The organism is Rhodoluna sp., from assembly GCF_044239955.1.
Lineage (GTDB): Bacteria > Actinomycetota > Actinomycetes > Actinomycetales > Microbacteriaceae > Rhodoluna.
The window spans coordinates 21,852-46,203 of the sequence record NZ_JBIIAL010000005.1 but is presented as its reverse complement, the minus strand read 5'-3'; the positions used below and the strand labels follow the sequence as shown (position 1 = coordinate 46,203).

The following is a 24,352-nucleotide window of genomic DNA, read 5'->3' as shown; positions in this document are numbered from 1 at the left end:
TGTGCCAGCTGTAAACCTAGGGCTACCAAAGCCTCCGCCGCCTGTACTGACTCCAAGGCGGAAAACCAGACAAATTATGGTTGGCAAAGTGCAAGTTGGTAGTGAGGCTCCGATCTCAGTGCAGTCAATGACCACCACTCCAACTACTGACATCAATGGCACCTTGCAGCAGATCGCAGAGCTGACTGCTTCTGGTTGTGACATTGTGCGAGTTGCTTGCCCATCACAAGATGACGCTGATGTTTTGCACATTATTGCCAAAAAATCACAGATTCCCGTGATTGCAGATATTCACTTTCAGTCAAAGTATGTCTTCCAGGCAATTGACGCAGGTTGCGGTGCCGTTCGAGTAAACCCTGGAAACATAAGACAGTTTGATAACCAGATTGGTCCAATTGCTAAAGCCGCCAAGGATGCGGGAGTTTCAATTCGCATTGGTGTTAACGCTGGTTCGCTAGATCCAAGACTCTTGGAAAAGTATGGCAAGGCAACCCCGGAAGCTCTGGTTGAGTCTGCCGTTTGGGAAGCAAGCTTGTTTGAAGAGCATGATTTTCACGACTTCAAGATTTCTGTGAAGCACAATGATCCTGTTGTAATGGTTCGCGCTTACGAATTACTCGCAGAACGAGGCGACTGGCCACTTCACCTTGGAGTTACTGAGGCGGGGCCTTCATTCCAGGGAACCATTAAGTCCTCGGTTGCTTTTGGTGCATTGCTTTCCAAGGGTATCGGCGACACCATCAGGGTTTCACTTTCTGCTCCACCCGCAGAAGAAATCAAAGTTGGTTCGCAGATTCTGGAATCACTAAATCTTCGTCCGCGCAAGCTAGAGATTGTTAGCTGCCCAAGCTGTGGTCGCGCTCAAGTTGATGTTTACAAACTTGCTAACGACGTAACAGCCGGACTTGAAAAACTCACCGTTCCTCTTCGAGTTGCAGTTATGGGTTGTGTGGTGAATGGTCCAGGCGAAGCTCGCGAGGCAGATCTTGGCGTGGCATCGGGAAATGGAAAAGGCCAGATATTTGTTAAGGGTGAAGTCATCAAGACTGTGCCTGAATCAGAAATTGTTGCGACCTTGATTGAGGAAGCTAACCGCTTGGCAGCTGAGATGGATCCAACACTTGTTGGCTCACCGCAGGTTTTAGTCAAAGACAAGTAGCCTCGTGGCGGTAACATTGAGCCCATGCCTATCCGTCTAAGCCAACTGTTCCTTCGTACGCTGCGTGAAGACCCATCTGACGCTGACGTTCAAGGTCACAGGCTGCTTCTTCGGGCGGGATACATTAGACGCGCAGCACCGGGGATCTATACCTGGCTTCCGCTAGGTCTTATGGTCAAGGCCAAGATAGAAAAAATCATCCGCGAAGAAATGGCTGCAGCCGGTTCGCAAGAAGTCTTTTTTCCAGCTCTTTTGCCAAGAGAGCCATATGAAGTAACCGGTCGCTGGAGCGAATACGGCGATAACCTATTCAGGCTTCAAGACCGCAAAAAAGCTGATTATCTGTTAGCCCCAACTCACGAGGAAGTTTTCACCCTGTTGGTGAAGGATCTTTACTCGAGCTATAAAGATCTGCCACTTTCTTTGTATCAAATACAAAACAAGTATCGCGATGAGGCAAGACCCAGAGCTGGATTGTTGCGTGGTCGCGAGTTTGTCATGAAAGACGCTTATAGCTTCGACGTAAACGATGAAGGTTTAGAAATTGCTTACCAAGCTCAGCGCGCAGCTTACGAGCGCATCTTTACCAGGCTAGGTGTTGACTACGTAATCGTAAAAGCCGATGCTGGTGCCATGGGCGGATCAAAATCGGAAGAATTCTTATCACCTTCACCAATTGGTGAAGATACTTTTGTTAGATCAGTTGGCGGATACGCTGCAAACGTAGAAGCGGTCCAAAGCGTCGCACCTGCGGAAATCGATTTTAGTAATGCACCTTCGGCAGAAGTTCACGATTCACCGAACACTCCAACCATTAAGACTCTCGTGGAGTTAGCTAACTCCAAGGTGAAAAAGCATGATGGCTCAAGCTGGAGTGCAGCGGACACTTTGAAGAATGTTGTTCTAGCCGTCACCTCGGCAGAAGGAAAAACCGAAATTGTGATTGTTGGCATTCCTGGAGATCGTGAAGTTGACCAAAAACGTGCTGAAGCATTCTTTGGAACTGATCAGGTTGCTCAGGCAAGTGATGAAGATTTTGGGAAATACAAGATGCTCGTCAAGGGATACATAGGTCCAACAAAAGCTGGCACTCAGTTCCTTGGTGCAAAAGCTCCTTCCGGAATCAAGTACCTGGTTGACCCAAGGGTCGTTACCGGAAGCTCGTGGGTTACCGGCGCTAACGAAAACGAGAAGCACGTTTTTGGTTTGGTTATGGGCCGTGACTTTACGGCTGATGGAGTTGCCGACATCGCGGAGGTTCGCGCAGGAGACCTGGCCCCTGATGGCTCTGGTGCTCTTGAACTTGCACGAGGAATCGAAATTGGTCATGTTTTCCAGCTCGGTCGAAAGTATGCCGAAGCTCTTGATCTCAAAGTATTGGATGAAAACGGCAAACTCGTTACTGTAACGATGGGCTCCTACGGAATTGGCGTGACCCGCTTGGTCGCAGTATTGGCTGAAGCCAATAACGACGACAAAGGCCTAATCTGGCCAAAATCCGTGACCCCTGCCGATGTGCACGTGGTTGCAGCCGGAAAGGACGATGCGGTTTATCTGGCGGCGGAGAAACTTGCTGCTGAAATCGAAAGCACTGGAAAGACAGTTTTGTTGGATGATCGAGCCAAGGTGTCTCCCGGAGTGAAATTCTCGGATGCTGAGTTGATCGGAATTCCAACCGTGGTGATTGTCGGTAAGGGTCTTGAAACTGGCGAAGTAGAGCTGTGGAATAGAAGGACTGGGGAAAGAGCGGCTATCAAGCTAGACTCTGTTTTGTCTGCAGTCAAATAAGAACTTTTGGAGGTGTTGCAAGTGGACATCGACCTAAGTGTTCTAAAAAACATTGAGCGCGAGAACGAGATTCCTTTCAAGGAGCTCGTTGAGATAATTGAGGCCGCCGTGCTTGCCGCCTACCATCGCAACATCGGTGCCACCGAGAAAGCTCGCGCCCAACTGGATCAAAAAACCGGCCACGTCCTTATCTTCACCGCCGTGCTCGATGAAGAAGGAAACCAAACCGGGGAAACTGAAGCCACTCCTGAAAACTTTGGTCGAATTGCCGCTGGGGCTGCGAAGCAGGTAATTGCTTCCAGGCTTCGTGAAATCAACGATGAAGGTGTCTTTGGTGAGTTCAAGGGTAAAGACGGAGACATTGTTGCTGGAACAATCCAGCAAGGTCAGCGCCAATACATGGTCTATGTTGACCTTGGCTCAATTGAGGCCATCATGCCCCCAGAAGAGCAAGTTCCTGGTGAAGATTACGCCCACGGGAAGAGAATTCGCGTTTACGTAACCAACGTTTCCAAGGGAACCAAGGGTCCGCAGGTTACTGTTTCTAGAACTCATCCCGGTTTGGTGAGAAAGCTTTTTGCGCTAGAGGTTCCAGAAATTGCTGAAGGTGTTGTTGAGATTGTTTCGGTTGCCAGGGAAGCTGGACATCGCACCAAGATTGCTGTTCGAGCCAAGGACCCTGCCATAAACGCCAAGGGAGCCTGCATTGGAGAACTTGGCCAAAGGGTAAGAGCCGTCCAGTCTGAGCTAAACGACGAAAAGATCGACATCGTGGACTATTCCGAGGATTTGACGGAGTTTGTCACCCAGGCTCTGTCCCCAGCCAAGGCATCGAGTGCTTATATGATCAATGCTGAAGAGCGCCAGGTTAGGGTTTTGGTGCCTGATTTCCAGCTCTCGCTTGCGATCGGTAAAGAGGGTCAGAATGCCCGCTTGGCTGCCAAGTTGACCGGGGCCAAGATTGACATCCAACCCGACAGTATTCTCGAAGACGACTAGAGCGCTTTAGCCCTTTGGGGCTAGAATAGGGAAAGAATCAATCGGAGTTTTGGCCCTAATAGGTCGAATTTCTGATTCAAAAACTAGAACAGGTAGAAAAGATGTTGGCAAATAAATGAGTAGCTCGAAATGAGTATCCAACAGCTTTAATGGCCTGCCCTGTTTGGGAAGGCCCAGACAGGAGAAGTAAGTGGCGCTACCACGTGTTTACGACGTAGCTAAAGAACTTGGCATTGACACCAAGGTGGCTTTGGCCAAATTAGAAGAGCTTGGCGAATACGTCAAATCTGGATCTTCAACAATCGCACCTCCTGTTGCAAAGAAACTGCGCGCTGCGTTTCCTGACGCTAAGCCCAAAGAGAAAAAAGTTGCCAAGCCAAAAGCCGCTCCCAAAGCAAAAGCTGATGCCCCAGTTTCTGAAGAGCCTGTTGTAACCGATGAGCCTGTTGTAACCGATGAGCCAGTAAAAGAAGTAAAGCCAAAGACCTCTCGTCTTGCCCCAAGCTCAATTACAGATGCTCCGAAAGAGCCAAAAGTTTCTCCAACTACTCCAGGTATTCCAAGACCTGGAAACAATCCTTTTGCATCTAGTCAGGGAATGGGTATCCCTCGTCCAATGGCAAGACCTGGAAACAATCCATTCAATGCGTCTCAGGGCATGGCAAGACCTGGCACACCAAGACCAGGTTCTGCTCGCCCAGGTTCTAGACCAGAAGGTGGCGAATTTAGACCAGGTGGATCAAGACCTGGTGGTGCAGGTGGTGCACGCCCTGGATTTGGAGCTGCGAAACCTGGAATGGGTGGCGCAGGTGCCCCTGGTGGTTTCCCGGGTCGTCCCTCAGCTGGCGGAAGAGGTCGCGGAGTTGGCGGCGGTACAGCAGGAGCTTTTGGTAAAGGTGGCGCAAGGGGTCAATCTAAGGCCAGAAAATCAAAGCGCGCCAAGAGAGAAGAATTCGAACAAAGAAGTGTTCCAAGTCTTGGTGGAGCAGTTGTTCCAAGAGGAGATGGCACAACAGTAATCAGATTGCGCCGCGGAGCTTCGATTCAGGATTTTGCCGACAAGATAGATGCCAATGCCGGTCAGCTGATCACGGTGCTATTTGCACTGGGTCAGATGGCAACAGCTACCGCCTCATTGGATGAGGAAACCTTCCAGATTCTTGGTGAGGAACTTGGTTTCAAGATTGAAGTTGTTTCTCCAGAAGATGAAGAGCGTGAGCTATTCGAAGGCTTTGGTCTGGATGTCTCAGCTGACTACGACGATGAAGAAGCAGATCTTGTTAGTCGCCCACCGGTAGTTACTGTTATGGGTCACGTTGACCACGGAAAGACGGCCCTACTGGACTCTATTCGTAACGCCAACGTTCAAGCAGGTGAGGCCGGGGGAATTACTCAGCACATCGGTGCCTACCAGGTGCACACCACCCACGAGGGTATCGATCGCGCAATTACCTTTATTGACACCCCAGGTCACGAGGCTTTCACGGCTATGCGTGCTCGTGGTGCTCAGGTAACTGACATTGCCATCTTGGTCGTTGCAGCAGACGATGGCGTTATGCCTCAGACCATTGAGGCACTAAACCACGCCCAGTCCGCAGGGGTGCCAATTGTGGTGGCGGTAAACAAGATTGATAAAGAAGGTGCTAACCCAGACAAGGTGAAGCAGCAGCTAACCGAGTTCAACTTGGTTGCTGAAGAGTACGGCGGCGACGTCATGTTCGTTCCAGTTTCTGCTTTGAAGAAGCAAGGAATCACAGAGTTGCTAGATGCAGTTCTTCTTACTGCTGACGCAGCCCTTGATATGCGCGCGAATCCAAATAAAGATGCTCGCGGTGTTGCTATTGAAGCCAATTTGGATAAGGGTCGTGGAGCAGTTGCAACAGTATTGATTCAGTCTGGAACTTTGAGCGTTGGTGACTCCATTGTTGCGGGAAGTGCGCACGGTCGTGTGCGTGCGATGTTCAACGAAGACGGAGAACCAGTCGAGCAAGCAACGCCTTCTAGACCGGTTCAGGTTCTTGGTCTACAAAGTGTTCCTCGCGCCGGCGACACCTTCGTAGTTACAGAAGATGAGCGTCAGGCTAGACAAATTGCTGAAAAGCGTGAGGCAGCAGATAGAAATGCCCTGCTAGCCAAGACTAGAAAGCGCGTCAGCCTAGAAGACTTCAGCAAGGCGCTCGAAGATGGCAAGGTCGAATCTCTCAACTTGGTTATCAAGGGAGACGTATCCGGTGCTGTTGAAGCGCTGGAAGACTCGCTGCTCAAGATCGAGATCGACGATTCTGTTCAACTTCGAATCATTCACCGTGGTGTTGGTGCCGTGACCGAGTCTGACGTGAACCTAGCAACAGTTGATAACGCAATCATCATCGGATTCAACGTTCGCCCAGATAACAAGGCGAAGGAAAGAGCCGACCGTGAGGGTGTTGACATTCGTTTCTACTCTGTTATCTACGCAGCACTAGAAGACATTGAGAAGTCCCTCAAGGGCATGCTCAAGCCCGAATACGAAGAATTCCAGCTTGGAACAGCTGAAGTTCGCGAGCTCTTCAAGTCTTCCAAAGTCGGAACGATCGCTGGTTCGATTGTTAGATCCGGTTCGATCAAGAGAAACTCTTTGGCCAGGGTGCTTCGTGGCGGCGAGGTCATCATCGACAACGTCAAGGTTGATTCCCTCAAGAGATTCAAGGATGATGCGACTGAAGTCAAGACTGACTTCGAGTGTGGAATTGGCCTTGCTGGATTCAACGACTTGCAACTCGAGGACATCATTGAAACCTTCGAGATGCGCGAGAAGCCTAGGGTCTAGAAATGGTCGATGTAGCTCGCGCCCGCAAGCTCGCCGAACGCATCAAGGTTTTGGTGTCCGAGGCTCTGGAGAAGGCTGTGAAAGACCCGGATTTGGGTTTTGTCACAATCACCGAAGTGAAAGTGACTCCAGATTTACAGCACGCGCAAATCTTTTACACCGTCTATGGATCCGATGAAGACCGTGCCAGATCAAACGAAATCATCAAACGAAACACCGGTCGTATCCGCGGAGACGTTGGGCACAACCTTTCCATCCGTCTCACACCAACGCTCGAATTTATCGCTGACGAACTTCCTGAAAATGCAGCTCACCTAAACGATTTACTTGCTGAAGCCAGAGCAAGAGATGCTCAGGTTGCCAAGATTGCAGCTTCGGCAAAATATGCAGGCGAGCTCAATCCTTATAAGGAACCGAAGATCCACGAAGACGAGGACTAATCTTGGCAACTCCTGGTTTGGTTTTGATTGATAAACCAACTAACTGGACCAGCCATGATGTTGTTGCCAAAGTGCGCAAGGCTGTTGGGACCAAGAAGGTCGGCCACGCAGGAACCCTAGATCCATTGGCCACTGGGCTATTGGTTCTGGGGATTGAGTCTGGAACCAAGCTACTTACTTTTTTGGTTGGTGCCGACAAAACCTATGAGGCCACCATTCGCCTTGGCCAGCAAACTGTCTCTGACGATTCCGAATCGGAAGTCATCAAGGAAGCCAGCTCAGATGAAATTGCCAACATTAGCGATGTGGATATCTCTCGCGAGATTTCCAAACTAACCGGGGTCATCATGCAAACTCCGTCATCGGTGAGCGCCAAGAAAGTCGATGGCAAGCGAGCTTATGACTTGGTTCGAGCAGGTCAGCAGGTTGAGCTAAAGGCTCGTGAGGTAAAAATCTACAGTTTCGAAATTCTTTCTGTAGCTAGAGTGTCTGGATTCTTGGATGTGGAAGTTCGAGTGGAGTGCTCTTCGGGGACATACATCCGGGCACTTGCTAGAGATCTAGGAAACGGCCTGGGTGTTGGAGGTCACATCACCGCTCTTAGGCGAACCAGGGTCGGGCACTTTGACGTAGCGTCGGCTAACTCAATCGATGAAATGGATAAGCTTCGGCTAACTGAACTAGCGACGGCCGCTAAACAACTGTTTCCAGTTATTGAGCTGGCAGATTCAGAGGTTACTGACTTGATCCACGGCAAGCGAATCCCAGGCAAACAAGAGGTTGTGGGGCTCGCTGCAGGCCTTTCGGTTTCGGGGAAACTAGTTGCTGTCCTGGAGAGCGTGAAATCTGACTTAAAATCAGTTGTGGTCTTCCAAGGAGAAAAAATTGATTGAGTGGTTCTATCTAGCGCAGCTCTGGTTTGCCGTGGCGGCAGGAATCTTTTCCGTCACGCTTGGTGCCATGAAGAAACTTCCGAGCCTTTGGAGCATCGGCTCACTAGCGGTTGTATTACTTGGGCTTATCGGCCAGCTGATTGTTTCGATCTTTGTAGTAACCGGGGGAGCAACTGCGGCTCTTGATACCGTCGAGTACTTCGCGTACCTGTTGGTTGCAATCATGGTTCCGATCGGTGCAGGTTTCTGGGGCCTGGTGGAAAGAAACCGCTGGTCCACGATGATTTTGGGTGTTGCTTCTTTGACTGTTGCCGTGATGTTGGTTCGCATGCACCAAATCTGGACCGGCAGTTACTAAGAAAGAAAGACTAAGGCCTCTAGATTGACAAATCCATCAAGATCGCTTGGCGTAGGCAGACTGCTGATTTTGGTTTACGCAGTCTTTGCAGTCTCTTCTACCGCGCGGGCGAGCTTTCAGGTCATAACTAAATTTGAAGAAGCGCCACTGGCTTATTCACTTTCACTACTTAGCGCTCTGGTTTATATCCTTGCAACTGTTTCCCTTGCTCGGGCAGGAAAGACCTGGCACAAGGTGGCTATCTTCTCAGTTGTTTTTGAGCTAGTTGGAGTCTTGGCAGTTGGGACACTTTCATTTGTTTACCCAGAGCTTTTCAATGCCGACAGCGTCTGGTCAGGATTTGGTTCAGGTTACGGCTACCTACCTCTAGTGCTGCCGGTTCTAGGTTTGATTTGGATTCGCAAAGCAAAACGAGGCAACTAGTTTGCAAACTTTTACTGTTCTTTCGGATGTCCCAACTGACGTTGGCAAAACTGCCGTAACCATCGGCAAGTTTGACTGCTTGCATCTAGGGCATCAGTCATTGTTTTCGAATTTGATTGCCACTGCCAACAAAGAATCACTTGTGCCAACCGTGGTTACCTTTGATCGACACCCAGATCATCTATTGAGGCCAGATCGGGCAAAGTTACCAATAATCGGCAAGACTCAGAAGCACTCACTCATTGGATCCTTTGGAGCAGAAGTCTTAGTTGAGTTGGAATTCAATCAGGAGCTTGCTAGCAAGACTCCGGAACAGTTTGTGAAAGAAATCTTGGTGGAAACACTGCACGCGCAGGTGGTCATGGTTGGAGAGGGCTTTAGATTTGGAAATCAGGGTTCAGGGGATGCCCAAACCCTTCGAGAGCTAGGGCAAAAGTATGGCTTCAGTGTTTCAGAAGTTAAGCCAATTGAGATTGACGGCGAGACTGTATCGACTACCAGGGTAAGAAACCTGTTGGATCAAGGTGACGTTGCACTCGTTGCGAAGTTACTTGGAAGAGTGCACGTAGCTGTTGGTGTTGTTGAGCATGGCTTGAAAATTGGCAGAAAAATTGGCTTTCCAACGGCTAACTTATCCCGCGAGGCAGAGGGTTACCTTCCATTAGACGGCGTCTATTCCGGATGGTTGGTGTCCGAAGGTACTAGGTATCCAGCAGCTCACTCGGTTGGCATTAACGAAACCTTTCAAGCCGTGCCGAGGCTTGTGGAGTCGCACGTTCTAGACCTAACCGAGCTTGATCTTTATGACAAGGTCGTGACGTTGGAGTTTATTGACTTTGTTCGACCTGTTGAGAAATTTGATGGCGTTGAATCGCTTGTTGCCCAAATCAATCTAGATTTACACGTAGTAAGGAAGCAGTTGGGGCTGGAATAGCAGTGCCGTACTTCTATCGATGCTGCTCACGTCACATCTTTGATGAGCTAGCGTTCCCATAGAACGTAATCTTCTCTGCACTATCACTTTTAGGACTTTCTTGATCGCTTGCCTCAATTGCAAAAGCCCTCTGTAAAGCCAGGTTTAGCTGAGAATTGACACGGCACCCTGGGTTCCCCGAGACAAATAGCTATGGTGTATGGTTTTGACAACCTCCCATTTAGGTACATGGGAAAAACGAACAAGAATAGGGGATGACTTAAATGTCATATAACAATCAGGGTTACACCGCACCAATTCCTCCGGTACGCAGCTTTACCACCACTTGGCTTCTGAGCTACTTTCTAGGCTCATTTGGGGTAGACCGATTCTACTTAGGTCACACCGGCCTAGGAGTCGCTAAGTTACTTACTTGTGGCGGTTGCGGTATTTGGGCACTAGTTGACTTGATTTTGGTTCTCACCGGCCAGATGAAAGACGCCGAGGGTCGCGGACAGTCAGGATACGAAGAGGGTAAGAAAACTGCTTGGTTAGTAGTTGGATTACTCTATGGTCTTGGAATCTTCTTTACCATTATTTACCTTGTTTTCTTTGTGGCTTTGATGGGCTCTGGATTCTACTACTACTAAATAGCTAAAAATCTGTTGCCAAAGGATCAGGAGCCATCCAAGAACCTGGAAGGTTTCTCAAGATGGTGTAGACCAGGGCAACAACAGCTACAACGGCAATGAAAGTCTTTGTAAGGTGTGGCTTCTTGGCTCTTTGGACCAGGAAGCCCACACCTACAAGCAGCGGAGCCAAAAAAACAAAAATATTTTGATTTAGCGCAGCGACAAAGTTTCCATCAAGAAGAGCACTTGTCGCTCTTAGCCCCCCACATCCTGGGCAGTGTATGCCAGTGGTCCAGTAGATAGGGCACTTGGGCCAGTAAGCCTGCGGAAGAGTCGCCAGAACACCAATGGCCAGCACCCCACTAACGCCAACAGCGGTCAGCTGTCGCTTGATTGATCGCTCCATCTTCAGGACTTTAGCACAAACGTAAATGAGCGACCCGGCAACACCGGCAGGTTCTTTGGGCTGGTATTGGCCCCGATTCGTGGACTAGGATTGTGGGGTTGCCGTGTATCGGCCGCGGATAGATAGAGCAAATAACGAAATTGTTTTTTGCGCCGCGCAGCGAATAGAAGGAAGACACCATGTCACTAGATGCAAAAGTAAAAAACGACATTATTCAGCAGTATGCAACTCACCCAGGTGACACCGGTTCTCCTGAAGTTCAAATTGCTGTTCTAACCCAGCGCATCAAGGATCTAACCGAGCACCTAAAAGAGCACAAGCACGACCATCACTCTCGTCGTGGACTGCTACTTCTTGTAGGTCAGCGTCGAAGACTCCTTGGATACTTGCAGAAGGTTGAAATCGGTCGCTACCGTGCTCTTATTGAGCGCCTTGGCATCCGCCGCTAACTAGCAAAACACTGTTATTGACCTAGATTCCTAGGCAATTTTGCCCTGCCCTGTTAGGCTCATAGGGAGCGATGAGGATAGGTTTGCTGGTCCTCGGTGGTGGATCTTGGGAAATCCCAAGTTTTTCTACTGACGATCAGGCACGCTTTTCAAGTCTTGAAAAGCAAAAAATCTCTCGCCTCATTCTCGCTATGCGCATTTACCCAACAGTTGGGTGAAATTAGTGCGCATTACAAGAACAAAGAGGAGGGACCATGGAAGGTCCAGAAATTAAATCAGCCGAAGCAGTAATTGACAACGGCAAGTACGGAAAGCGAACCATTCGCTTTGAGGCTGGAAGACTGGCGCAACAGGCGCAAGGTTCAGCAGCTGTCTACCTAGACGGCGAAACAATGCTCTTTTCGGCAACTAGCGCAAGCAAGCAGCCAAAGGATCAGTTCGACTTCTTCCCACTAACCATCGACGTTGAGGAAAGAATGTATGCCGCGGGACGAATCCCTGGCTCATTTTTCCGTCGCGAGGGACGCCCATCAACCGAGGCTATTTTGGCATGTCGACTAATCGACCGTCCACTTCGCCCATCGTTTGTTGATGGTCTAAGAAACGAAATTCAGGTCGTTGTGACAGTAATGTCCATCGAGCCAGACGAGCTTTACGACGTAATCGCTATCAACGCAGCTTCTATGTCGACCCAGATTGCTGGATTGCCATTTTCTGGTCCTATCGGTGGAGTGCGAGTAGCACTTATCGATGGCCAGTGGGTTGCCTTCCCGAAACACTCTCAGCTAGACCGTGCTGTATTCAACATGGTGGTCGCTGGTCGTCAGATTATTGAAGACGGTAAAGAAGATATAGCAATCATGATGGTTGAAGCTGAAGCGTCAGAAAACGCTTGGAACCTGATCAAATCTGAAGGTGCAACTGCTCCAAGCGAGGAAGTTGTCTCCGAAGGTCTCCTTGCTTCTAAGCCATTCATCATGCAGCTAATCAAGGCTCAGCAAGAACTTGCCAAGGTAGCTTCTCGTGAGAGTGCAGAGTACCCAGTGTTCTTGCCTTACACCGATGCGTTCTATGCCCTGGTTGAGAAAGAAACCGAAGCAGAGCTAGCTAAGATCTACCAGGTTGCTGACAAGCAGTCTCGTCAGGATCAAGACGACGCTTACAAGGCGTCTGTGAAAGAAAAGCTTGCCGCTTCAGTTTCTGAAGAAGACATGGCTATGTTTAGCGCCGCTTACAAGTCTGTAACCAAGAAGGTTATGAGAACGCGCGTTTTGGAAGAAGGAATCCGTATTGACGGACGAGGACTTCGCGACATCAGAAAGCTAGATGCAGAAGTTGCCGTAATTCCTAGGGTTCACGGATCTGCAATCTTCCAGCGTGGAGAGACTCAGATTCTTGGAGTTACCACCTTGAACATGTTGAAGATGGAGCAGCAGATTGACTCACTGTCACCTGTGAAGACCAAGCGCTACATGCACAACTACAACTTCCCTCCTTACTCAACCGGTGAAACCGGAAGAGTTGGAAGCCCGAAGCGACGTGAGATTGGTCACGGTGCGCTCGCAGAGCGTGCCCTAGTTCCAGTGCTACCAGCTAGAGACGAATTCCCATACGCAATTCGTCAGGTATCTGAGGCACTTGGTTCTAACGGATCGACCTCGATGGGTTCTGTGTGTGCATCTACTCTTGCAATGCTTAACGCGGGTGTTCCACTTCGCGCAGCGGTTGCAGGTATCGCGATGGGTCTTATCTCCGATCAGATCGATGGCAAGACCCGCTACGCGGCTTTGACAGACATCCTTGGTGCAGAAGATGCATTGGGAGATATGGACTTCAAGGTTGCAGGTACCAGTGAGTTCATCACTGCGATTCAGCTAGATACCAAGTTGGATGGAATTCCAGCAACAGTTCTAGACGGAGCGCTACTGCAGGCCAAAGAAGCCAGACTGAAGATTCTAGATGTCATGAACCAGGCAATCAGCACCCCAGACGAAATGGCGCCAACTGCGCCACGAGTTATTGCGGTGAAGATTCCTCTGGACAAGATTGGTGAAGTTATCGGCCCGAAGGGCAAGATGATCAACCAGATCCAGGATGACACCGGAGCTGACATTTCTATTGAAGACGACGGAACTGTTTACATCGGTGCCGTTGACGGACCTTCTGCAGAAGCTGCTAAGGCTGCCATCAACGCGATTGCTAACCCACACGTTCCAGAAATCGGAGAGCGATTCCTAGGAACTGTTGTGAAGCTGGCAACCTTCGGAGCCTTTATTTCTTTGGTTCCAGGCCGTGATGGACTACTACACATCTCAGAGCTCAAGAAGATGGCTGGTGGCAAGCGTGTTGAGAACGTCGAAGACGTTCTCGAGGTAGGCCAGCGCATCCAGGTTGAAATCTCCAAGATTGATGACCGTGGAAAGCTATCGCTTTCTCCAGTCGAGACCGAAGACAAGTAACTCCAGGGATACATGACTGAAGTATTGTTCCCACTAGGACAATCTGATTTATCGTTCACCGCTTCGGGTGGCACCTCTGTTCGCAGAAGTGTCCTCCCAAGCGGTGTTCGCGTCTTAACGGAGCAAGTCCCGGGTGCCCAGAGCGTATCGGTTTCCTTTTCGGTAGCTGTCGGTTCCAGGGACGAAACAAATAACCACTTTGGCAGTACGCATTTTCTTGAGCACCTGTTGTTCAAGGGGACCAAGAAAAGAACCGCGCTAGATATTGCTGTGGCTTTTGACTCAGTTGGGGGCTCATCGAATGCTTCCACCGGCAAAGAGCACACTTCCTATTACGCCAGAGTTCAGGACAAGGCGCTGCCTATAGCGGTTGACGTAATTGCCGACATGCTCACCTCAAGCCTTATTGATCCAACAGAATTTGAAAACGAGCGCCCAGTAATTCTGGAAGAGCTCGCCATGAACGATGACGATCCACACGATGTGGTGCACGAGGAGTTTTCTAACGCGGTTTTGGGAGATCACCCGCTCGGTAGACCAATAGGCGGAACACAAGAGACAATTTCAGCAGTCACTCGCGACGCCGTCTGGGAGCACTACCAGCAAAACTATCGCCCTCAGGACCTAGTAGTAGCGGCAGCCGGAAGTGTTGACCACCAAGAACTTGTCAAGCTAGTTGAGCAAGGACTAATTGCCGCGGGCTGGGATCTATCGATTGCTGCCGAGCCGGTTGCAAGACGATTGCTTCACCCAGCAAAGATTTCACGAGGCATGAAAGTGAAGGTAATCAACCGACCAATCTCGCAAGTTAATATCCTGGTTGGCTCCGAAGGTTTGTCAGTAGATGACCCTAGGCGTCACGCTATGGGAATACTGAACACTGTTTTAGGTGGCGGAATGAGCTCGAGGCTATTTCAAGAGATCCGAGAAAAGCGTGGCCTTGCTTACTCGGTTTACTCTTTCAACCAGAGCTACTCGGATGCTGCAACCTTTGGTTTGTACGCGGGTTGCTCAGCAGCTAAAGCTATTGAAGTAACTTCTTTGATGCTAGAAGAGCTCGAGAAGGTCGCAACCAAAGGAATAACCAATGCAGAACTTGAGTTGGCTCAGGGAAACATCTCGGGCAGCTTGGCCCTCAAGTTTGAAACTAACCAGGCAAGAATGTCCCGCCTAGCTACCGCGGAAATTGTCTCTGGGGAGTTTATGGACCTAGATGAATCACTTGCTCGATTTGAGCAAGTCAGCCTAGAAGACGTTCAGGCGTTGGCGGCAGATTTGGTTTCTCGTCCAAGGTCCTTGGTGGCAGTAGGCGATGTTGATCAAGCCATGTTTGATCAATTTGTAAGTTAGCTCAAGGTAAGTTTGAAGCTGTGAGCACAAGCGTAAGCCTGATAGGCGCCTCGGGTCGAATGGGCCAACTCACACTTGGCTTGATCGAAAAAGACCACACACTTACTCTCCATAGCGCTCTTGGTTCCGGTAACTCATTGAATGAGTCAGTTGGTGCAGACCTAGTTATTGACTTTACGAACCCCGAAGTTTCAGAGCGAGTGGTTGATTTCGCAATTGATAACAACCTGAGGTTGTTGGTTGGAACCAGCGGCTGGAGCAAAGAAAAGATTGATCGCGTAAGAAACAAAATGGCCGGCACATCAGCTGTGATTGCGATTGTTCCGAATTTCTCTATTGGTTCGGTTCTTGCCACCAAGTTTGCAGCCGATGCCTCCAAGTATTTCGACGGAATTGAAATAATCGAGACTCACAACATCACAAAAGTTGACGCCCCTTCCGGAACTGCCCTTTATACCTCTCTTGCAATTTCAGAGGCGAGAAAAGGGGTTCCTGCTTCTGAGCAAACCGGAGCGGTGAAGGACCCTTTGTTCAACGGAATTCCAATCAAAAGTGTGAGGCTTCCTGATAAGCATGCTGAGCAGGAAGTAACGCTTACTGCTCCCGATGAATTTCTCCATGTTCGTCACGAGGTCACCTCTCACGAGGTCTATGCCAAGGGCATCTTGCTTTCAATACATAAGGCCATGAAGCTTTCTGGGCTCAGCGTTGGCATGCTGTCACTAATGGAAGAGAACTAGCTTGACCTCTGCAAAATTTGGGGCAATTGTCATGACCTTCTTGCTGGGCGTTTATCTCACCCTTGTCGGAGAGCGCTCTTTGGCACTTGTTAGCTCGAGCGAGCCAGTTGCGGTAGCTATTGGATCCTTGATGCTCTTTCTTCCGGTTGTTGCAGCTTGGGGTATTTTTCTAGAGCTTAGATTTGGTTTGAGGATTGAAAAACTGGGCGAGGTTCTAAAGCAAGAAAATGCCTGGCCTCGCTTTGAGTTTGAACTTCGCCCAAGTGGACGTCCCACCAAAGAATCAGCTGAAGCAACTTTTGGCAAGTATCGCGAAGCGGTTGAGACCGATGAATCTAACTGGAGAACCTGGTTCGCGCTAGGCCTGGCCTATGACGCCGCGGGGGATAGGGCTAGAGCCCGAAAGGCGATGCGAACCGCAATCGCCCTCGGACGAACTAGCTAGCTCTTGAAGGAATAACGCCTAGTCGCTTGAGCCCTAGGTACATCTGGCATCCGAGGCAGTATGCAAATACTGCATTTAGAAACGCTGCTGTGAAAGCAGCTGCAGCTGCAACCGGCAAGGCGTAGCTAACACCCAATAGTTGCAATACCAAACCGGTTCCGGTGACAATTAGCCCAACGAACTGCGCGAAGTGCACCGGTGTTGCGTTCTCAAGCGCTGTCGGTGGCTTGAGCGCTGGTCTTACTAGATATTTATAGATGTAAGAGTACGGGTGCTTGGCCGGTCCCAGGGCGGTACCAAAAACAAACATGCTGACTGAGAAAACCATGATTCCCAAAGCAAGGTCGACGGTGTCTGGGGCAAGACTCAGGTAAATCACTAGGACCATAAGTACGGCAGTTATTGCGGCACCGAATCTTGGGCCCCTTGGGTCGATACCCTTAGGCGCGGCCGGCTTATTTGTTGTGCTCATTTGATCTCCAGTTTCTCTAGCTCTTGTTGGATGACGTTTAGTTTTGGTGCTCCACCGATTCGGGCTTGAACCTTGCCGGTTCGATCCAGAATCAAAGTGGTAGGAGTTTGCATGACATTGAAGTGAGCTGCCAGATCCATGCGGTCTGTGAGATCAACTTCTATATGAGTTAGATCTGGGTTTTTTGACTCCAGCTCTTTGAAGTACTTTGCGGTCTGGACGCAGATTGAACAGACCTCGGTGGAAAACTGCAACAGGGTTGCCTTTTTACCAAAGCTGGTTACTGGCTTGCCAGAGCGCGTTGCCTTCAGTTTTCCAAGGTCCACTAGCTCCCCAGAGCGAACCAGCTTGGCTCGGCCCGTTCTAGCTCGCCACCAGAATCCGGCTGAGAGAGCGACCAACACCAGTGCGGCAATGATGGTGATTCGAAAATCCAAGGCTTCCTCAATCCAGTTGGTTTTTACTCCGGTAGTTCTCAACTTGCTTTCCTGTTGGATTATGCCCGATTTTGAATATTTTTTTTGGGGCTCACGTGGAGGCTTGCCAACCCCTGGCTGGGTTCTAGATAAGCTGGTCAGATGTCCGAAGTAGTTTTTAGATCCGATGTCACGGTCGAATTGGTCCGATCCAACGCCAGTGACCAAGATGTGCTGTTTGCCGCCAGGGTTTCAACTCAGGGTGAGCAGTCCTTGGAGGCGGCAACAGCCAATAAAGACGCTGAGGCTGACTCTCGAGACCGTGGACTGATCAACTATCTAATGCGTGATCGTCACGGTTCTCCGTTTGAGCACAACTCCATGACTTTTTATGTTCAAGCGCCAATTTTTGTTTTTAGAGAATTCATGCGTCACCGAATCGCTAGCTATAACGAGGAATCGGGTCGCTACAAAGAGCTTTCTCCAGTGTTTTACATTCCAGGACCAGATCGTAACTTGGTTCAAACAGGTAAAACCGGTCACTACGAGTTCTTGCCAGGATCTGCAGAGCAGATTGCTCTAGTGGAGCAAGAGTCCAGAACCGCTTCGATTAGCGCATACGAGTCCTATCAACGCATGCTGGAAGCAGGAGTAGCAAGAGAGGTGGCTCGCATCGTGCTGCCGCTAAACATTTACTCGAGCATGTACGTGACCATGAACTCTCGTGCTCTGATGAACTTTTTGAGCCTTCGTACCAAGCGTGAGGGTACTCACTTCCCATCTTTCCCACAGCGTGAAATCGAAATGTGCGCTGAGAAGATGGAAGATTTCTGGGCCAAGCTAATGCCTTACACCTACGAAACCTTTAACCAAAACGGTCGAGTAGCACCGTAACTTAGCTCTGGGCTATGGTTTATCCATGGCTAAAACAAACCAAGGTATCTTCGGGCAAGTGCTCGTGGCCCTTGTGACGCCTATGACCCCCGAGGGTGAAGTCGACTGGGCTTCCACTGAAAAGCACATGGACTATGTGATCTCAAACGGTGCCGATGGAATCGTAGTAACTGGAACAACCGGTGAAACCAGCACACTTACTGACCCAGAGAAAATAAAGCTCGTTGAGGTTGGAAAATCGGTAGCCTCCGGAAGAGCAAAGATTATTACCGGTGGTGGCTCGAACGAAACCGCTCACGCCATGCAGCTTTACAAAGCCAGCGAAAAAGCTGGCGCCGATGGCGTAATGATTGTGACTCCCTATTACAACAAGCCAACCCAGGCTGGTATTTTGACTCACTTCCGCCTGATCGCAGACTCAACTGATTTGCCTGTTATCTTGTATGACATTCCAGGTAGAACCGGTGTTGCTATTTCTCAGCAAACATTCCATAGGGCAGCTAAGCATCCAAACATCATTGCCGTCAAAGACGCAGTGGGCGATTTAGCTCAAGCTTCGAGATTGATGAACGAAACAGATTTGATGTATTTCTCCGGTGATGACTCCAACGTGCTGCCCCATCTGTCGATTGGCGCCACCGGTTTGATTGGCGTGACTGCAAACCTAGCGCCTGCCGCCTATCGCGAATTGGTGGATGCCACCAACCGTAATGATTTCAACCATGCGCTATCTGTCCACAACTCACTCGAACCATTGCAGCGAGCCATCATGACGCATGTTCCTGGCACAGTTGCAGCTAAGTATGTCCTGGACGGCCTAGGCATGATTTCATCAGCCCGTGTTAGATTGCCATTAGTTGGACCAGAAGACGACGAGGCTGCTCGCATCGAAGATGGAATAGAGAAAGTTGGCACCGTGCCAGGACTTTCCTTTGAGAACTTTAGACCAGATAGAAACGCTGCCGCTGGCGGTGCATTGCCCAAGGTGGCAGGCACAACTAGATAAAGCAAGAAAGTAGAACCTGTGGTTCAGACCCTGCCGTTACCGGCAAAGCTTCAAAAAGATGTAATGAGAATCATTCCACTCGGTGGAATTGGCGAAATTGGTCGCAACATGACCGTATTCGAAATCAACGGCAAGATACTCATTGTTGACTGCGGTGTTTTGTTTCCGGAAGAGAATCAGCCAGGAGTGGACGTCATTCTGCCTGACTTTGGATACCTACGCGATCGGCTAAATGACATCATCGGACTGGTTTTGACCCACGGCCACGAAGATCACATCGGGGGAGTCCCATATCTACTTCGCCTAAAAGGCGACATTCCAATCATCGGCTCTGCGCTAACTCTGGCCTTTATTGAAGCCAAGGCCAAAGAGCACAAAATGAGTCTTTTCACCCACACCGTCTCCGAAGGAGACGTAGAGAAGATGGGGGATTTCGAACTCGAATTCGTTGCCGTAAATCATTCAATTCCTGACGCACTTGCGGTTGTCATTAGATCCCAGGCTGGAACTATCTTGCACACCGGAGATTTCAAGATGGATCAGATTCCACTTGATGGCAGACTCACCGATTTGAGGGCTTTTTCTAGAATCGGTGAAGCTGGTCTTGATCTGTTTTTGTGTGATTCAACCAACGCTGATGTTCCTGGCTTCACTCCTTTGGAAAAAGACATCGGCCCGGTTCTAGAAGATGTCATTGGTCGGGCTAAGAAAAGGGTAATTGTTGCATCCTTCTCGTCCCACGTTCACCGAGTTCAGCAGGTGATCGATGCGGCAGTTCATAACGACCGCAAAGTTGCGCTAGTTGGAAGATCAATGGTTCGCAACATGCACATCGCCAGCGAGCTTGGATACCTTAATGTTCCAGACGGCGCAGTTATTGAATTGAAAGATGCACTAAGTCTTGACCCAAGTCAGGTTGTTTTCATGTCCACCGGTAGCCAAGGTGAACCAATGGCGGTACTTTCTCGCATGGTGAATCTGGAGCACGATATAGAAATCGCCGAAGGTGACACTGTGATATTGGCAAGCTCCTTGATTCCTGGAAACGAGAACGCGGTTTACCGAATTATTGACGGGCTCACCAAACTCGGCGCCAATGTTATTCACAAAGGCAATGCCAAGGTTCACGTTTCCGGTCACGCTGCCGCTGGCGAGTTACTCTACGTTTACAACATCTTGAAACCCAAGAACGTCATGCCAGTTCACGGTGAGTATCGACACCTAATGGCCAATGCCAAGCTTGCTGAGCAAACCGGAGTAAAGCCAGAGAACATTATCTTGGCCGAGGATGGCTTCGTGATTGATCTAGCCAACGGGGTAGCCAAAGTAGTGGGCGAAGTTGAATGTGGATTGCTGTTTGTTGATGGTAAGACCGTGGGAACCATCACCGAGGACGATCTAAAAGATCGTCGAATTCTTGCCGAGGAAGGATTTATCTCGGTGTTTGTGGTGATCGACCCAAGAACCGGTTTGATTACCGCAGGTCCAGAGATTAGAGCTCGGGCATTTGCTGAAGAGGATCATGTCTTTGATGATGTGAAGCCTCAGATTGAAAAGGCTCTGCTACTGGCTGCAAGAGAGGGAATCAAAGATACCCATCAGTTGCAGCAGGTGATTCGTCGAAGCGTCGGAGGCTGGGTTTCCAAAGCTCATCGCAGACGCCCGATGATCATCCCGGTAGTTATCCACGGCTAGCCGCCTAGGTTACGCGGGTTTTGGCTAGGCCGCTAGTAGTTTAAAAGTCATGGCAACTCGAAAATCGACTCCTGCGTCTAAGCGCGCCACGGCCAAAACCCAAGTTCTTGGCTCGGCTAAGTCGGCAAAGCCTGAAGTTTCTGGTTTTGCGAGGTTTTATCTTGCCTTGGCCCACGGGTTTGGGGCCACAGCCAGAGCTTTTTCACACGAGAAGATAGCTAAGGAAGATCGTCGAGACGGACCGCCATTTTTCATGGCGGTACTGGGTGTTCTAGGGATTGTCTTTAGCTGGTTTTTGATCCAGGAGTCTTGGGCCCAGCTATTACACTCTTGGACCTTTGGAATGCTGTTTGGTCCAGTGGCGTTTGTGCTGCCGGTGATAATGATCGTTTTTGCTGTCTATTTGGCCAGGCACCCATCAACCACTCGTGATAATTCCCGCATTGGAATTGGATTGTTTTTGCTACTTATGGTGACATCCGGTTTTTTCCACCTATTTAGCGCTCAGCCCCAACCAACCGATGGGGTAGTTGTGCTTAGCCAGGCCGGCGGACTGCTCGGGTGGCTAATTGCAATACCTTTCTTGTCGACTATTTCGATCTGGGGTGCAGTTCCAGTTTTGGTGCTGTTTGGTTTGGGTTCGATTTTGATTATGACCCGAACTGCCCCTAACAAGATAGGTGAGCGTCTTGGTGAACTTTACGAGTACCTATTTGGCTCAGCACTAGAGAAAAAGAGCCAGGACGATGGCGAATTAGAAGTTCACGACGCTTTTGATGGAACTAAAGCGCCCTGGTGGAGAAGATCCAAAAAAGACGACAACGCCTACGACTCTGCCCTCGTGGAAGACACCGATCTAGTTCAGGACATGCTTGAAGAATCTGAGCCTGAAGATATCGAAGATTATGCGCTCGATGACGAACCTTTAGACCCCGAAGCTTTATTTGACAATCCAGAACAGGATTCTGAGCCGGTAGCACCAGTTGGAAAGACCCAACGCGCATACAAGCTTCCAGACCCATCTCTTCTTGGTCCAGGGACTATTCCAAAACTTAAATCTGAGGTTACAGACGAGGTCGTTGCATCCATCAGTTCGGTATTCCAGGAATTCGATATCGATGCCACCGTGACTGGTTTTTCCAGGGGCCCAACAGTTACTCGCTACGAGGTGGAGCTGGCAGCTGGCGTGAAGGTGGAGGCAGTAACAAGACTGGCGAGCAATATTTCTTATGCTGTTGCTTCCAACGAGGTTCGGATTCTGGCACCGATTCCCGGTAAGAGCGCGATTGGTATTGAGATTCCAAACACCGATCGAGAGACAGTTTCTTTGGGCGATGTCTTACGCTCGCAAAATGCCAAGTTGTCAGCCCATCCGCTAACTATCGGTATCGGAAAAGATGTTGAGGGTGGCTATGTGGTGGCAAACCTTGCCAAGATGCCACACCTTTTGGTAGCTGGAGCCACCGGAGCCGGTAAGTCCAGTTTCGTAAACGCCATGATTACTTCGATCTTGATGCGAGCAAAGCCTGCCGAGGTAAGGCTAGTTTTGATTGATCCGAAGCGAGTGGAGCTTGCTGCCTATCAGGGTGTTCCGCACCTTATTACTCCGATCATTACTAACCCCAAGAAAGCTGCCGAGGCTTTGCAGTGGGTAGTAAAAGAGATGGACATGCGCTACGACGATCTGGCATCTTTTGGCTTCAAGCACATCGATGACTTCAACAGAGCGGTAGTAGCAGGCGAGCTGAGTGTTCCAGAAGGCTCAACAAGAAAACTGCAGCCCTACCCGTATCTGTTGGTAGTGGTTGACGAGCTTGCGGATCTTATGATCGTCGCACCGCGAGATGTCGAAGATTCGATTGTTCGAATCACTCAGCTAGCACGCGCCTCCGGAATTCATCTAGTTTTAGCAACCCAGCGACCATCGGTTGATGTTGTAACCGGTTTGATTAAGGCAAACGTGCCTTCGCGCCTTGCTTTCTCGGTGTCTTCAATCACTGACTCGAGGGTTATCTTGGATCAAACCGGTGCCGAGAAACTTGTTGGTCAAGGAGATGCACTGTTTTCCCCAATGGGAACTAACAAGCCAATTCGAGTGCAGGGAGCATGGGTTGGCGAAGCCGAGCTACACCAAGTTGTTGCTCACGTGAAGGCTCAGATGGAACCTGAGTATCGAGCAGATGTGGCGGTAACCGCAACTGCGAGGGTTGTTGATTCTGACATCGGTGACGACCTAGATGTTTTGTTACAGGCGACAGAATTAATTGTGAACTCACAATTTGGTTCTACTTCCATGCTGCAGCGAAAGCTTCGGGTTGGCTTTGCAAAAGCTGGAAGACTTATGGACCTGTTGGAATCTAGAAACATCGTTGGCCCTTCCGAAGGATCTAAAGCCAGGGACGTTTTGGTCAAGCCCGAGGAGCTAGCCACCGTCCTGGCTCAGCTGCGAGGCGACAAGCCACAGACTTTGACGGTTTCTAACGATGGCGACGAAGGCGACGAAGACGCTTGGCAGCTAACGGGTAGGCCTTGAACCTGCCAAATAGCATCACGATGCTTCGCATCCTGATGGCTCCGATTTTTGTCTTCTTGCTTTTGACTTTTCCTGAACCGGCTTCTTGGCAGAGACTTCTCGCTCTTTTCTTGTTTGTGTTAGCCATCTCGACAGACGGTATCGATGGCATGATTGCCCGCAGAACCGATAAGGTCACCGATCTTGGAAAGTTTTTAGATCCAGTTGCCGACAAGGTTCTTATCGGTGGAGCTCTGGTTGCTCTTTCAATTCTTGGTGAAATTGAATGGTGGGTGACCGCGGTTATTCTTCTGCGCGAAGTTGCAGTGACTACTTATCGCGCTTTGGTGGCCAAAAAAGTTGTGCTTCCAGCAAGCCTGGCTGGCAAGCTTAAGACCATATTGCAAGGTGTTGCAATTGGCGTTGTGTTGGCGCCAATTGAAGTTTGGTTTCCGATATGGAGCTTGTTTGAGCAGTTCACAATTTATCTTGCGGTTGCAGCAACCATAGTGTCTGGCATTTCATTTTTTGTGGCCGTTAGAAAAAAATGACCACGCCAGAAAAGATCCTTGATAACCTTCGAAGCCATAAAAAGTTTCTCGTAATTGCCGAGTCTCTAACCGGTGGTTTACTAACCGCACAGTTTGCTGCAGTTGCTGGCGCATCGGATGTTTTGCTAACTGGGATAATCGCTTACGATACGAGACTCAAGCATGAACTGCTTGGTGTTTCGAATCAGCTGCTGGAAAACCAAGGACCGGTTGATCCAGAAGTTGCAGCCCAAATGGCTGAAGGATTGCGATCGAAGATCGCGAGCAAAACAGGCATTGATGCGGATCAGATTGTTGCAATATCCACAACCGGTGTTGCTGGACCAAGCCCGCAGGGTGAAAAGCCAGTGGGGGAGCTCTACATTTGCGTGTCTCAGGCCGCGGAGACCAAGGTTTTTGCCCACCAACTATCTGGGGACAGGGCCCAAATCCAGAATTCTGCGGTTTTGCTGGGAGTGGGACACTTGTGGGATGAAATTACGGGATAATCTAGTTATCCATGTCAGAGCCAACAGGTAGATTTAGCCAGAGAAGCAAAAGGAG

24 protein-coding genes are annotated in these 24,352 nt (G+C 49.7%); 21 read left to right on the top strand and 3 right to left on the bottom strand.

The features are described from left to right. Position 1: 1 nt before the first annotated feature. From ispG to AC9UFE_RS03285, 10 genes are all read left to right on the top strand, one after another. Positions 2 to 1,159 (top strand): flavodoxin-dependent (E)-4-hydroxy-3-methylbut-2-enyl-diphosphate synthase, encoded by a 1,158-nt coding sequence (gene ispG / locus AC9UFE_RS03330; RefSeq protein ID WP_509545607.1) that lies wholly within the window; start codon positions 2 to 4, stop codon positions 1,157 to 1,159. Positions 1,160 to 1,183: 24 nt separating this feature from the next. Next, a complete protein-coding gene (locus AC9UFE_RS03325) occupies positions 1,184 to 2,947 on the top strand; it encodes a proline--tRNA ligase (protein WP_509545605.1) in 1,764 nt (587 codons plus the stop codon). A 21-nt stretch (positions 2,948 to 2,968) separates the two neighbouring features. After that, positions 2,969 to 3,946, top strand: a complete 978-nt coding sequence (gene nusA, locus AC9UFE_RS03320; RefSeq protein WP_509545603.1) for a transcription termination factor NusA — start codon at positions 2,969 to 2,971, stop codon at positions 3,944 to 3,946. Between the two features lie 190 nt (positions 3,947 to 4,136). Beyond that, on the top strand, positions 4,137 to 6,755 hold the full coding sequence (infB, locus tag AC9UFE_RS03315) for a translation initiation factor IF-2 (protein ID WP_509545601.1): 2,619 nt from the start codon (positions 4,137 to 4,139) through the stop codon (positions 6,753 to 6,755). A 2-nt stretch (positions 6,756 to 6,757) separates the two neighbouring features. After that, entirely contained in the window at positions 6,758 to 7,195 is a 438-nt protein-coding gene (rbfA, locus tag AC9UFE_RS03310) for a 30S ribosome-binding factor RbfA (RefSeq protein WP_509545599.1), read from the top strand. A 2-nt stretch (positions 7,196 to 7,197) separates the two neighbouring features. Then, on the top strand, positions 7,198 to 8,088 hold the full coding sequence (gene truB, locus AC9UFE_RS03305) for a tRNA pseudouridine(55) synthase TruB (RefSeq protein WP_509545597.1): 891 nt from the start codon (positions 7,198 to 7,200) through the stop codon (positions 8,086 to 8,088). Continuing rightward, positions 8,081 to 8,446 (top strand): hypothetical protein, encoded by a 366-nt coding sequence (locus AC9UFE_RS03300; protein WP_509545595.1) that lies wholly within the window; start codon positions 8,081 to 8,083, stop codon positions 8,444 to 8,446. The genes truB and AC9UFE_RS03300 overlap by 8 nt, the downstream gene beginning before the upstream one ends. Before the next feature lie 24 nt (positions 8,447 to 8,470). Then, positions 8,471 to 8,869, top strand: a complete 399-nt coding sequence (locus AC9UFE_RS03295; RefSeq protein ID WP_509545593.1) for a hypothetical protein — start codon at positions 8,471 to 8,473, stop codon at positions 8,867 to 8,869. Between the two features lies 1 nt (position 8,870). Beyond that, positions 8,871 to 9,803, top strand: coding sequence for a bifunctional riboflavin kinase/FAD synthetase (locus AC9UFE_RS03290; RefSeq protein WP_509545591.1), 933 nt, complete (start codon positions 8,871 to 8,873; stop codon positions 9,801 to 9,803). A 263-nt stretch (positions 9,804 to 10,066) separates the two neighbouring features. Further along, the gene (locus AC9UFE_RS03285) at positions 10,067 to 10,432 is read left to right on the top strand and encodes a TM2 domain-containing protein (protein ID WP_509545589.1); all 366 of its coding nucleotides are present in this window, start codon (positions 10,067 to 10,069) and stop codon (positions 10,430 to 10,432) included. A gap of 4 nt (positions 10,433 to 10,436) precedes the next feature. Here AC9UFE_RS03285 and AC9UFE_RS03280 read toward each other — a convergent pair whose 3' ends face one another. Further along, a complete protein-coding gene (locus AC9UFE_RS03280) occupies positions 10,437 to 10,820 on the bottom strand; it encodes a DUF2752 domain-containing protein (protein ID WP_509545587.1) in 384 nt (127 codons plus the stop codon). Positions 10,821 to 10,999: 179 nt separating this feature from the next. On the opposite strand from AC9UFE_RS03280, the gene rpsO reads away from it, so the two are divergent. The 5 genes from rpsO (at position 11,000) to AC9UFE_RS03255 (ending at position 16,263) form a co-directional block, all read left to right on the top strand. After that, complete coding sequence (gene rpsO / locus AC9UFE_RS03275; RefSeq protein WP_509545585.1) at positions 11,000 to 11,269, top strand: 30S ribosomal protein S15; 270 nt, start codon at positions 11,000 to 11,002, stop codon at positions 11,267 to 11,269. A 254-nt stretch (positions 11,270 to 11,523) separates the two neighbouring features. Beyond that, positions 11,524 to 13,728: a polyribonucleotide nucleotidyltransferase gene (locus AC9UFE_RS03270; RefSeq protein WP_509545583.1), complete on the top strand. Its 2,205-nt coding sequence runs from the start codon at positions 11,524 to 11,526 to the stop codon at positions 13,726 to 13,728. Positions 13,729 to 13,740: 12 nt separating this feature from the next. Continuing rightward, positions 13,741 to 15,078 carry a M16 family metallopeptidase gene (locus AC9UFE_RS03265; protein WP_509545581.1) on the top strand — a complete coding sequence of 446 codons (1,338 nt, stop codon included), beginning with the start codon at positions 13,741 to 13,743 and terminating at the stop codon, positions 15,076 to 15,078. Between the two features lie 20 nt (positions 15,079 to 15,098). After that, positions 15,099 to 15,818, top strand: a complete 720-nt coding sequence (gene dapB, locus AC9UFE_RS03260) for a 4-hydroxy-tetrahydrodipicolinate reductase (protein WP_509545579.1) — start codon at positions 15,099 to 15,101, stop codon at positions 15,816 to 15,818. 1 nt (position 15,819) lies between these two features. Continuing rightward, positions 15,820 to 16,263: a tetratricopeptide repeat protein gene (locus AC9UFE_RS03255; protein ID WP_509545577.1), complete on the top strand. Its 444-nt coding sequence runs from the start codon at positions 15,820 to 15,822 to the stop codon at positions 16,261 to 16,263. On the opposite strand, the gene AC9UFE_RS03250 is transcribed toward AC9UFE_RS03255, so the two are convergent. Together AC9UFE_RS03250 and AC9UFE_RS03245 are read right to left on the bottom strand one after the other, a co-directional pair. Further along, positions 16,256 to 16,735 (bottom strand): DUF4395 domain-containing protein, encoded by a 480-nt coding sequence (locus AC9UFE_RS03250; RefSeq protein ID WP_509545575.1) that lies wholly within the window; start codon positions 16,733 to 16,735, stop codon positions 16,256 to 16,258. The genes AC9UFE_RS03255 and AC9UFE_RS03250 overlap by 8 nt on opposite strands. After that, positions 16,732 to 17,214 carry a TlpA family protein disulfide reductase gene (locus AC9UFE_RS03245; protein WP_509545573.1) on the bottom strand — a complete coding sequence of 161 codons (483 nt, stop codon included), beginning with the start codon at positions 17,212 to 17,214 and terminating at the stop codon, positions 16,732 to 16,734. The genes AC9UFE_RS03250 and AC9UFE_RS03245 overlap by 4 nt, the downstream gene beginning before the upstream one ends. Before the next feature lie 99 nt (positions 17,215 to 17,313). Between AC9UFE_RS03245 and thyX the strand changes: the two genes are divergently transcribed. The 6 genes from thyX to AC9UFE_RS03215 all read left to right on the top strand — a co-directional run bounded on the left by thyX (position 17,314) and on the right by AC9UFE_RS03215 (position 24,297). Then, positions 17,314 to 18,045, top strand: coding sequence for an FAD-dependent thymidylate synthase (gene thyX / locus AC9UFE_RS03240; protein WP_509545571.1), 732 nt, complete (start codon positions 17,314 to 17,316; stop codon positions 18,043 to 18,045). Between the two features lie 25 nt (positions 18,046 to 18,070). Further along, positions 18,071 to 19,051 (top strand): 4-hydroxy-tetrahydrodipicolinate synthase, encoded by a 981-nt coding sequence (gene dapA / locus AC9UFE_RS03235; protein WP_509545569.1) that lies wholly within the window; start codon positions 18,071 to 18,073, stop codon positions 19,049 to 19,051. 63 nt (positions 19,052 to 19,114) lie between these two features. After that, a complete protein-coding gene (locus AC9UFE_RS03230) occupies positions 19,115 to 20,746 on the top strand; it encodes a ribonuclease J (protein ID WP_509545627.1) in 1,632 nt (543 codons plus the stop codon). A 49-nt stretch (positions 20,747 to 20,795) separates the two neighbouring features. Beyond that, complete coding sequence (locus AC9UFE_RS03225) at positions 20,796 to 23,279, top strand: FtsK/SpoIIIE family DNA translocase (RefSeq protein ID WP_509545567.1); 2,484 nt, start codon at positions 20,796 to 20,798, stop codon at positions 23,277 to 23,279. After that, complete coding sequence (gene pgsA / locus AC9UFE_RS03220) at positions 23,276 to 23,809, top strand: CDP-diacylglycerol--glycerol-3-phosphate 3-phosphatidyltransferase (RefSeq protein WP_509545565.1); 534 nt, start codon at positions 23,276 to 23,278, stop codon at positions 23,807 to 23,809. The genes AC9UFE_RS03225 and pgsA overlap by 4 nt, the downstream gene beginning before the upstream one ends. Further along, positions 23,806 to 24,297 (top strand): CinA family protein, encoded by a 492-nt coding sequence (locus tag AC9UFE_RS03215; protein WP_509545563.1) that lies wholly within the window; start codon positions 23,806 to 23,808, stop codon positions 24,295 to 24,297. The genes pgsA and AC9UFE_RS03215 overlap by 4 nt, the downstream gene beginning before the upstream one ends. The last annotated feature ends 55 nt before the right edge of the window (positions 24,298 to 24,352 follow it).